This is a genomic window from Pseudomonas sp. ATCC PTA-122608, from assembly GCF_001952855.1.
GTDB lineage: Bacteria > Pseudomonadota > Gammaproteobacteria > Pseudomonadales > Pseudomonadaceae > Aquipseudomonas.
The window spans coordinates 21,895-31,590 of the sequence record NZ_LPNO01000030.1 but is presented as its reverse complement, the minus strand read 5'-3'; the positions used below and the strand labels follow the sequence as shown (position 1 = coordinate 31,590).

11 protein-coding genes are annotated in these 9,696 nt (G+C 60.8%); 2 read left to right on the top strand and 9 right to left on the bottom strand.

Features of this window, described 5'->3' with window-relative positions; genetic code table 11:
* From AU074_RS22870 to AU074_RS22850, 5 genes are all read right to left on the bottom strand, one after another.
* The coding region (locus AU074_RS22870) for a transposase (protein WP_143503647.1) at positions 1 to 151 on the bottom strand (151 nt) is incomplete at its 3' end.
* Positions 152 to 319: 168 nt separating this feature from the next.
* The gene (locus tag AU074_RS22865) at positions 320 to 1,936 is read right to left on the bottom strand and encodes an inorganic phosphate transporter (protein WP_076016636.1); all 1,617 of its coding nucleotides are present in this window, start codon (positions 1,934 to 1,936) and stop codon (positions 320 to 322) included.
* Positions 1,937 to 2,150: 214 nt separating this feature from the next.
* Positions 2,151 to 3,173, bottom strand: a complete 1,023-nt coding sequence (locus AU074_RS22860) for a transporter (RefSeq protein ID WP_076016635.1) — start codon at positions 3,171 to 3,173, stop codon at positions 2,151 to 2,153.
* Between the two features lie 100 nt (positions 3,174 to 3,273).
* The gene (locus tag AU074_RS22855; RefSeq protein WP_076016634.1) at positions 3,274 to 4,449 is read right to left on the bottom strand and encodes a GAF domain-containing sensor histidine kinase; all 1,176 of its coding nucleotides are present in this window, start codon (positions 4,447 to 4,449) and stop codon (positions 3,274 to 3,276) included.
* 185 nt (positions 4,450 to 4,634) lie between these two features.
* Positions 4,635 to 4,940, bottom strand: coding sequence for a PepSY domain-containing protein (locus AU074_RS22850; protein ID WP_076016633.1), 306 nt, complete (start codon positions 4,938 to 4,940; stop codon positions 4,635 to 4,637).
* Positions 4,941 to 5,080: 140 nt separating this feature from the next.
* On the opposite strand from AU074_RS22850, the gene AU074_RS22845 reads away from it, so the two are divergent.
* A complete protein-coding gene (locus AU074_RS22845) occupies positions 5,081 to 5,959 on the top strand; it encodes a sterol desaturase family protein (RefSeq protein ID WP_076016632.1) in 879 nt (292 codons plus the stop codon).
* A 90-nt stretch (positions 5,960 to 6,049) separates the two neighbouring features.
* Here AU074_RS22845 and AU074_RS22840 read toward each other — a convergent pair whose 3' ends face one another.
* Together AU074_RS22840 and AU074_RS22835 are read right to left on the bottom strand one after the other, a co-directional pair.
* Positions 6,050 to 6,730 (bottom strand): AraC family transcriptional regulator, encoded by a 681-nt coding sequence (locus AU074_RS22840; RefSeq protein ID WP_076016631.1) that lies wholly within the window; start codon positions 6,728 to 6,730, stop codon positions 6,050 to 6,052.
* A complete protein-coding gene (locus AU074_RS22835) occupies positions 6,731 to 7,858 on the bottom strand; it encodes a glycerophosphodiester phosphodiesterase (RefSeq protein WP_076016630.1) in 1,128 nt (375 codons plus the stop codon). It abuts the gene before it with no gap.
* A gap of 231 nt (positions 7,859 to 8,089) precedes the next feature.
* On the opposite strand from AU074_RS22835, the gene AU074_RS22830 reads away from it, so the two are divergent.
* Entirely contained in the window at positions 8,090 to 8,413 is a 324-nt protein-coding gene (locus AU074_RS22830) for a DUF2025 family protein (protein WP_017475926.1), read from the top strand.
* A gap of 212 nt (positions 8,414 to 8,625) precedes the next feature.
* Here AU074_RS22830 and AU074_RS22825 read toward each other — a convergent pair whose 3' ends face one another.
* Both AU074_RS22825 and AU074_RS22820 read right to left on the bottom strand, forming a co-directional pair.
* Positions 8,626 to 8,949: an antibiotic biosynthesis monooxygenase gene (locus AU074_RS22825; RefSeq protein WP_076016629.1), complete on the bottom strand. Its 324-nt coding sequence runs from the start codon at positions 8,947 to 8,949 to the stop codon at positions 8,626 to 8,628.
* A complete protein-coding gene (locus AU074_RS22820) occupies positions 8,946 to 9,641 on the bottom strand; it encodes a CTP synthase (protein WP_076016628.1) in 696 nt (231 codons plus the stop codon). The genes AU074_RS22825 and AU074_RS22820 overlap by 4 nt, the downstream gene beginning before the upstream one ends.
* Between the last annotated feature and the right edge of the window lie 55 nt (positions 9,642 to 9,696).

Here is a 9,696-nt window from a genome sequence, read left to right as displayed (position 1 = left end):
CGGCGCGCTCTTTGCGCACCTGCTCGACCCAGCGACGCAAAGCCGTAGGGCCGATATCCAAACTGGCGCAAATTTCGGGAACAGGCAGGTTTTGATCAAGCACCATACTGACGGCGTTGAGTTTGAACTCGCTGGAATAGGACTTTCGCATCATCTGCACACCTCAGGTTTGGGCGCCATCATAGCGCCCTATTGATGTGTCCAAATTCATTAGGCCAGTTCAGCTTGCTCGCGAAAGCGGAGTGTCAGTCAATACATCCGGTGACTGATACACCGCCTTCGCGAGCAAGCCCGCTCCCACATTTTGATCCGCGTTGTGTCAGAACAATTTGGTAAATAGCCAGTACAGGCTACCCGACAACAGAATCGCTGCCGGCAATGTCAGCACCCAGGCCATCAGCAAATTGCGGATGGTCTTCATCTGCAACCCACCCCCGTTCGCCACCATGGTCCCGGCCACGCCCGATGACAGCACATGGGTGGTGGACACCGGCAAGCCATACATGTCCGCCGCGCCGATGGTCAGCATCGTCACCATCTCCGCGGAGGCGCCCTGGGCGTAGGTCAGGTGGGTCTTGCCGATCTTCTCGCCCACCGTCACCACGATGCGCTTCCAGCCGACCATGGTCCCGAGCCCCAGGGCGATGGCCACGGCGATCTTGACCCACAGTGGGATAAACCGAGTGGCGTTGTCGATCTGTTGCTTGAACAGTTGCAGCTTGTTCTGGGTGTCGGCGTCGAAGTTGCCGACCTTGCCCTTGTCCATCAGGCGGATGGTTTCGCTGGTCAGGTACATGTCGTTACGCACGTTGCCCACGGCCTCGGCCGGTACAGCAGCGAGGGAGCCGTAGCTCTTCACTTCTTCGCCAATATGCCCGGTGATTGAGGCGAGGGCGGGCACCAGTTCCGGCGTGGCTTCCTTGGTGCGGACGTAGGTCGACAAGGTGGCGCGCGAGTCGGCAGGGGCCAGTTGCGGCGCCGCTTTTACCAAGGCCGCCTGGGTCACTTCGGCTACGGCGGCAAACTGCAACGACTCACCGGCCGGCATGGTGCGGTTCAGCGCGTAGGCCATCGGCAGGGTGCCCACCAGGATCAACATGATCAGGCCCATGCCCTTCTGGCCATCGTTGGAGCCGTGGGCGAACGACACGCCGGTGCAGGTGACGATCAGCATGCCGCGAATCCACCATGGCGGCGGGGTGTCACCTTTGGGTGCCTTGTACAGCGAACGGTTTTTCACGAAGGCCCGCAGCGCCAGCAACAGCAGGGCGGCGAAGGCGAAGCCGATCAGCGGCGACAGCAGCAGCGCATAACCGATCTTGATCGCCTGGCCCCAATCCACGCCGCTGGTGCCGTCACGGCCATGCATCAGTGCGTTGGCCACGCCTACACCGATGATCGAGCCGATCAAGGTGTGGGACGACGAAGCCGGCAAACCCAGCCACCAGGTGCCGAGGTTCCACAGGATCGCGGCGATCAACAGCGCGAAGATCATCGCAAAACCGGCCGAGGAGCCCACCTGCAAAATCAACTCAACCGGCAGCAGGGCGATGATGCCGAACGCCACCGCGCCGCTGGACAGCAGCACACCGAGGAAGTTGAAAAAGCCCGACCACACCACCGCGAAATGCGGCGGCAACGAGTTGGTGTAGATCACCGTGGCCACCGCGTTGGCGGTGTCGTGGAAACCGTTGACGAACTCGAAGCCCAGGGCGATCAACAACGCCACACCCAGCAGCAGGAACGGCGTCCAGGTGGTGACCACCGTGCCCAGTTCGCGCATGTCGTGCATCAGGCTGTAGGCGGTGAACAGCAGGCCCATGGCGAGTACGGCGAAGAAAATGATCACCGTCACCAGGCCTGGCTTCTTGTCCAGGCGCGGTTTGGGATCGGCGGTGGAAGCGTGTGCGGAGGCAGTCAGGGAAGGGGTGGCCATGCCGGAGCATCCAGTGTGGGGAGGATGTCGGTCATGATCGTTGCAGAATGTTACAGAGATGCTGCGATGAATCAGTGTTTAGGGAATTGAGGTTGCCGCTGGTCTATAAAACACCGCCGATCAAATGTGGGAGCTGGCTTGCCTGCGATAGCGGTGTATCAGTCACCACCGCTATCGCAGGCAAGCCAGCTCCCACATTGAGCGCATTTCAAATTCAATAATCCTTGCGCTTGCGAAACGCCCAGCGTCCGGCAATCAGGGTAAACGTCGCCACCAGCGCCACCAGAATCCAGAAGCCTTCCGGGTCAGTGGAAAGCGGCACGCCCCCAACGTTCATGCCAAAAAAACCGGCAATGATGTTGATCGGCAACGCCAGCACCGTGACCACGGTCAGGGTGAACAGCGTACGGTTGCTCTGCTCGTTGAGGTTGGCGGCGATCTCTTCCTGCAACAGCTTGATTCGCTCGCCCAACGCCATCAGGTCGTTGATGATCAGCGCAAACTCCTCGGTGGATTTGCGCAGCTCCTTCACGTCTTCCTTCTGCAACCATTGCGGCGGGCGGTTGAGCAGCCGCAGCAACGAGCCCGGCTCCAGCGCCAGCAGCCGTTGCAGGCGCACCAGCACCCGGCGCGCGGCGCCCAGTTCAGCGCGGTTGGTGGACAGGCGCGACGACAGCAACTGGTCTTCGATGTGGTCGACGCTGAGGCTGGTCTTGCGCACGATCTGCGTCAGCACTTCGCCCTGGTCCCGCAGTAAATGCACCAGCAGTTCCAGCGGCGAGCGAAAGCGCTCGCCGGCCTTCACCGACGAGCGCAGCTTGTCCACCGAGTGCAGCGGTTGCAGGCGCGCGCTGATTAGCAGCCGGCTGCGGGCACACACCCATAAGGTGGAAATGTCTGAAGACACCATGCTGCTGAAGTTGAAGACCACGTCGTTGACCACCGCCAGCAAGGCCGAGTCCACGTGTTCGATACGGGTGGAGCGCGAGCCTTCGTGCAAGGCTTCGAAGAACTCTTCCGGCAGGTTCAGGTGCGCCTGCATCCAGCGCTCGCAGGCGGCGTGGGCGAGGTTCAGGTGCAGCCACAGAAACTCTTCGGGGTCACCGGGTTGCTGCAAGGCCGCCAGGGCGGTGGCTGAGTCAATCTGTTCGCCCTTTTCACCGGGGCGAAAACGAAAACCGTAAAGCAAACCAAACAGGTCCGAGTCCTGGTGGCTGTGGTCGATGCTGTGGTTCATGGACGCTCGCAGGGAAAGTGCCTGTAGGAGGTTTCACAGGTTCACTTGAGCGCATCATGGCAAGGGTATTTGACGGTTTTGTGACGGTTCGAGGTGAGCGTCAATCGCCAGTGGGCAAGCTGAAGGTAAACACCGTGCCGTCCTGCTCGTGGGAAGAAACTTCCAGCCGCCCGCCGTGGGCGTCGGCAATCTGTTTGACGATGTACAAACCCAGGCCCAACCCGGCCTGGGGCAGGGCGCCCGTCGGTCGGGAGTAGGGCTGGAACAGCAGTGGCATGGCTTGCTCACTGATCAGCCCAAGGTTTTTCACCGATAACTCAAACGTGCCGGCGTTGACCTGCGCACTGACTTCAACCGGCCCTTCCGGGTTGCCGTGGCTGATGGCGTTGGCCACCAGGTTGGAGAGCAATTGCGCCAGACGTTCGCGGTCGCCTTTCACACCGTTGAGATTGCCGATGCTGGCGTGAATCAGCCGCTTTGGATGCACGTGCTGCACCTCTTCCACCACATGCTGCAATGTGTCTTCAAGCCCAGTGCATTCACTGATGTTCACCGGGATGCCGCTGCCCATTCGCCCGCGGGCAAAGTCCAGTACGTCTTCCACCAGTTGCGAGGCCCGGCGGCCGCTGGCCAGCATGTGCCGCACCAGCGTGTCGGTGGCCGGGTCCGGGTGTTTGCGCAGTAGGCGTTCGGCGCCGACGTTGATCGCGAATAACGGGTTGCGTAGGTCGTGGCCAAGCACGGCGATGAACTGTTCCCGCAGTTCGGCGGTTTCCCGCTCTTGCTGCAAGTCGGCTTCGGTTTGCTGGAGGCTTTCTTCGGCTTCGATTTGCAGCGACAGCACCCGGGCAAACGACTCCATGGTGGACTGGATGGTGCTGCTGCGCAGTTGCGCCGGATTCGGGTCCAGGGCGCAGATGGTGCCGAAGAAACGCCCGTCGGTGCGGAACACCGGCACCGAGATGTAGCTTTCAAAGTGGTAGATGCGTGGCGTGTGGTGGTCGCGGTACAGCGGGTCTTCGCTGGCTTTGTCGATCACGATCGAGACGTGGGAACCGCGGATTTCGTGGCACAGGGTGGTGGTCAGGTCCAACTCGCCACCCACGGGCAGGCCGAAGTCCAGTTGGTCGCGCACGGCGCAGGCGGTCCATGAATCGTCGGTGACCCGCGCTACGGCCGCGAAACGCAAGCCGGTCATTTCACTGATCACCTGCAGAATCGCCGGCACAGCGCTGATTCGGCCAATGGTGGCAATGTCGGCGGCTTTTTGCCCCATGGCGCGCGGTCTCGATCCTGATGCTGCTGGCGTTGTGCCTTGGCTGGTGGTTGGGATTCTAGCGAGCTTGGCGGCGCAAGGTACAAATTCGTTCACGCTAATTAGACTATTTGCTCTTCTGGGCGACCAACGCGCATAAAAAAGCCGCGCGGCCCGAAGGCGGCGCGGCGTTTTTATGGTTTAACTCAGGTGTCTTGCTTGTTTTCCAGGACTTCACCGGTCTTGGCATCCAGCTTCACATCCCACTTCACATTGGCGGTGTCACGCAGTTCGGTCTCGTAGACCAGGCGGCCGGCTTTGTCTTCCAGTTCGGTGTCAACGATGGTGGCGCCTTTGTGCTGGGCCACTGCCTTGGCGTTGAGTTTTTCGAAATCCATGATGGCGCCGGACTTGAGCAGGCCCGGAATATGGTCCGGGCGAACATCGGCCTGGGCGAAACCTGCAGTAAGCGTCAGGGCGGTAGCAGCGAACAGAGCGGTCAGGTTTTTCATGGTGTATTCCTTGGGGTGAGCTGTTTAAGTGGGATCAGGTTAACCAGCGCAACTTAACTCTCCCTTAAAATTGCGCCGTTTGTTCAATCGGCGGCGGAGTGCGGGGTTTCATGCTGGCGTCTCAATCATGGGAGGCACAGATGAAACAGTTAATGGCCTGGGCCTACGCGCCCTTGTTCTGGGTGGGATTTATCGGGTGGGCGCTGTGGCTGATACAGGTGAACGCGCCGCAATGGCTGGCACTGGTATTTGTCTGCGCGGTGGTGGTGTCGTTTATTGCGGAGTGGTGGATGCCCTATGAGCCGCAGTGGAATCGCAACCAAGGTGATCGTTGTCGCGACTTGATTCATGCGTTGGTCAATGAAGGTCTCAATGCAGCGGGCTTGTTGATCTTGCCGGTGTTGACCGCGTTGCTGGCCGTTGACGGCGTATGGCCGCGGGCGTGGCCGCTCTGGGAGCAATTGCTGCTGGCGATCTTCATCGCCGATGCGGGCATCACCCTGATGCACTACGCCAGTCACCGAGTCGCGGCCTTGTGGTGCCTGCATGCGGTGCATCACAGCGTGCAGCGGCTGTACGGTTTCAATGGCTTGATGAAGCATCCGTTGCACCAGATGCTCGAAGCCACGGCCGGGTTGGCGCCGTTGATCCTGCTGGGTATTCCCACGGAGGTGGCGCTGCTGTTGGCCCTGGCGATTGCCGTGCAGTTGCTGTTGCAGCATTCCAATGTCGACATGCGCCTGGGGCCGCTGCGCCGGGTGTTTGCCTGGGCGCCGGTGCATCGTTTTCATCACATGAAATACGGCCGGGCGGGGGATGTGAATTTTGGCTTGTTTTTCAATCTGTGGGATTGGCTGTTGGGCACGGCGTTTTACAGCCATGACTATCGAATGGGGCAGGGCGATCTGGGGATTGGCAGCCGGCCGGATTTTCCGCGGGAGTATGTGGCGCAGTTGCGCGATCCATTCAGGGCTGTGCGATTGAACAAGGAGCCGCCGGTTCCCACCGACCTACTGTAGGAGCGAGCTTGCTCGCGAAAAACCTGAGGGCACCGCGTTCATTCAGGATGCTCGCGTCATCGTTAACGACCTTCGCGAGCAAGCTCGCTCCTACAGTGGGAGCAGTGTCAGTTGCAGGTTGCGCAACGACGCCCCCGCCGTGACGCCGAATAGCTGCTTCATGGTCCGGGAAAAATGCGCCGAATCAGCGAACCCGGCGCCATGGGCGGCCTCGGTCAAGGTGCTGCCGCCGAGTGCCAGTCCCAGCGCCACCCGCAAGCGCCGCCACAGCACCAGGCGGCGCACCGGCAAACCCAGTTGGTTGGCGAATAAACGCTCCAGCTGGCTCAACGAAACGTGTGCCGCCTGGGCCAGGGCTTGGGCCGAGACCTTGCCGCTCAGTTGCTGATCCAGCGCCAGCAGTGCGCGTTCCACCCGTGCGTCTTCCAGTTCGCGCCTTGGTATCTGCTGCAGCGTGCTGCTGAGTGCTTCAAGGGACAATTCACTGTTGGCCAGGGCGGCCTGCAAAAGGTCGAGTTCAAAAGCGCCGGGTTCGACATACACCATCAACACCTCACCGTCGGTGTGGAGGATGGCGTGGGGCATTCTTGACTGGATAAACAGGCGATGGGCCGTGGTGACACGGCCATCGAGGCTGGCCGTGATCGGCCCGCCCGGGGAGAACATCAACTGATGGGCATAGTGCGCATGGGGCGCGGTGCGCCCCGCAATACCCAGGATCAGCCCGTAATCAGGCCCCAGCCACAGGCGACCTGACCATTCGGGACTCACTCAGTAACCGTTGTCCTGCAGCAGGTCGGCCACACTCGAGGACGGCCAGCGCTTGTAGTACTTCAGCAGTTCGGCGGCGCGGTTGGTGAAGATGCCATCGACGCCGGCTTTCATCACCTTGTCGAAGTCCACCGGCTCATCCACGGTATACACGTGCACCAGCAGGCCCTTGTCGTGGGTCAACTGGTTCATCTCGGGTTTGACCAGGTCGGAATAGCTCTGGTCGCCCAGGTTGGTCAACTGCGCCGAAGGGCCGGTACCGATGGCGCCCAGGCTCTTGGCCTCGTCGACCCATTTTTCGAACTCGGCGGCGTCTTTGGGTTCTTGCTTGGCATAGTAGGCGGCTTTGCTTGGCTCGCCGGACTCAGCGAAGGTCACCTTGGATTTTGGCTCGATGCTGCCTTCACCGACCCACAACAGCAGGATTTTCGGGGTGTTGGGCATCTCTTTTTGCAGTTCTTTGAGGCTGTCCTTTTCAAAGGTTTGCAGCACCACGCGGCCCTTGCCCTGGCCGACTCCGATGTTTTTCTGGGCCTGGTTGGAGCCGGTGGAGCTCAACCAGCCTTTATCCAGCAGCTTGTTCTTCAGGTCGGCTTCGATACCCGGGAATTGCTTCGGCTCTTTGGTTTCGATGTACAGGCCGGGTTTGTGCTGCGGGTTGCCTTCGGCGATCTTGATGATTTCGTCCAGGCTGAGGATTTTCAAACCGACGAAGCCAGGGCGGGCGCGATCCGGATAGGCGGCGTTGAACCAGCTGCCGGCGTCCAGGGTTTTAAGCTCGGCCCAGGTGAACTCGTTGGCCGGGCTGTCCTTGCGCTCGGGGAATTTGGTGGCAACGTCGGTGGTGCGTTGCAGGTTGTTGTCATGCAGGGCGAAGAGCACGCCGTCCTTGCTGCGTTGCAGGTCCATTTCCAGGTAGTCGGCACCCAGGTCGCGCGCGACTTTGTAGGCGGCGGCGGTGGATTCCGGTGCATCGAAGGAGGCGCCACGGTGGGCAATCACCGCAGGGTGCGGAATGCCTTCGTTGGTGGCCAATTCGGTAGGGCTGATCGGGCTTGCCGCCTGTGCGTGGCCAAGGCCCAGCATCAGGGACAGCAGCAGGGCACTCTTGGTAAACGTGACAGGCATAAGCGAGGTCCTTTCGTGGAGGTAACTTTGAGAAGGGCTCCTTTTTAACAATTGCTTGCGAATGGCGCTATCACCAAACCGACATTAACGTGTTCACGGGCCATTTTTCTGCACTTTTGTGCTGTGCCATGCAGTACTCTTGCCATCAGCTGCCCCATCAGAGGGCAGATTATCTGCCACGCGTGTAAACCATCTTTCCAGTCCAAACAGGACTTTTCAGTGAGGTTTACCATGCGCATCACCTCCGAGCTTATCTGTCAGGCCGCCGACCAACTCCACGGTTTTGTCGGCCTGAACCGCAAGACCCACCAGTACATCGTCCGTTTCAGCGAAGACGCCTTCGGCATGGACGTGGCCGACGACGGCATCATCCCGACCGCCGAGTTTGTCTGGCAGCCGGTTGACGAGCAGGCCATGACTTTGTCCCGCGAGCGGATCCAGTTGTTGCTGGACCAGAACATCGACGACCGCATCAACATCACAGAACCGCTGCGGGTGTACATGCGCCGGGTGGAAATTCCACAGATCAGTGCGGTGCGCAGTCTGGTCAGCTGAGTGCACGCCGTCACTGCGTTGAGGGCTGTTGTGGCGAGGGGGCTTGCGGAGCTTGCTCCCGCTGGGCTGCGTAGCGGCCCCAAGATCTTTGGGAGCGCTGCGCACTCCAGCGGGAGCAAGCTCCCTCGCCACAGGAGCTCCCTCACTACAGCAAGCTCCCTCACTACAGAGCCTTCCTTGTCCACATTAAGTGTTTTACACAGGTTGATGTTTCAGCGCTCGAACGCGTAAGACCGCTCCACCTTGCACACCCGCGTATGGCACGCCGAGTACCAGGTGGAGCGCCCCTGTTCGCGCACCTCGGTGTGTTCGGCGTGCTGCTTCCAGGACAGAATCGCGGCTTCGCTGTTCCAGTAGGACACGGTGATGCCCAGGCCATCTTCACCGCGTGCCGATTCCACGCCGAGAAAGCCAGGTTGTTGCCGGGCCAGTTCCAGCATGCGGTCGGCGGCTTGTCCGTAGCCGTTGTCGCCTTCAGTGCGCAGGGAACTGAAGATCACCGCGTAGTACGGCGGCTTGGGCGTGTTGGCGATCATACGCAGGCCTTCAGCAGCGCAACTGCCAGCGGCGGGGKGATGCCTTTGAGGGCCGCACGTTCCGGCTGGAACAGGGTGGCGACGAAAAACGGATGGTCCAGCAGCTCCACCGCTCGCAGGTCGCCCGCCGAGTCATGGCCGCTGGCAATCAGGTCAGCCTCCAGTAGCGCGCTTTCGAATTCAGGGTTGATGCCATAGCGGCAACGGTAGCCTTCATGGATATCGAGGGTGGCGTAGGCCTCGGCGATGCGGGTATAGGCCATCAAGCGGATGGTGTCAGTCGCTTCCACCAGCGCACAGGTCAGTGGCGTAAGCACTGCGCGCGGCGAGTCGGGGGCCAATTCGCCGTGTTCTGCGTCGGCCCAGCCCAGCACATTGCGGGCATATTCCAGCACCGCGTGTTGAAAACCGCCGCAGGTGCCGAGGAAAGGGCGCCGCTGTTCGCGGGCATAACGGATGGCCAGCAGGGCGCCGTCGAGGTCACGGTAAGGGCTGGCGGGGACGCACCAGAAACCATCGTAGTGCTGCAATTGTTCGGTGGATTTGATCGTGTCGGTGGCCAGCCAATCGAACCGCACCGTCAGGCCCAACGCCGCGCCGGCCTGTTGCAACGCCAAGGGAATGGCCTGGTGGGCGGTGACTTGTGCATCGTAGTCGCCGATCAGGGCCAGGTGCAGGGTGGTTTTATTCATCGAGGGTATCCGTGGCTTGTTGAGTCCTGGCGCTCACTATAGATTGGCGTCCACG

Coding starts and splice junctions, on each gene's coding strand:
- AU074_RS22830 (WP_017475926.1), top strand. CDS start 8,090: ATGCGCATCACCTCCGAGCTTATCTGTCAGGCCGCCGACCAACTCCAC.
- AU074_RS22845 (WP_076016632.1), top strand. CDS start 5,081: ATGAAACAGTTAATGGCCTGGGCCTACGCGCCCTTGTTCTGGGTGGGA.
- AU074_RS22835 (WP_076016630.1), bottom strand. CDS start 7,858: ATGCCTGTCACGTTTACCAAGAGTGCCCTGCTGCTGTCCCTGATGCTG.
- AU074_RS22825 (WP_076016629.1), bottom strand. CDS start 8,949: ATGATCGCCAACACGCCCAAGCCGCCGTACTACGCGGTGATCTTCAGT.
- AU074_RS22860 (WP_076016635.1), bottom strand. CDS start 3,173: ATGAACCACAGCATCGACCACAGCCACCAGGACTCGGACCTGTTTGGT.
- AU074_RS22855 (WP_076016634.1), bottom strand. CDS start 4,449: ATGGGGCAAAAAGCCGCCGACATTGCCACCATTGGCCGAATCAGCGCT.
- AU074_RS22850 (WP_076016633.1), bottom strand. CDS start 4,940: ATGAAAAACCTGACCGCTCTGTTCGCTGCTACCGCCCTGACGCTTACT.
- AU074_RS22865 (WP_076016636.1), bottom strand. CDS start 1,936: ATGGCCACCCCTTCCCTGACTGCCTCCGCACACGCTTCCACCGCCGAT.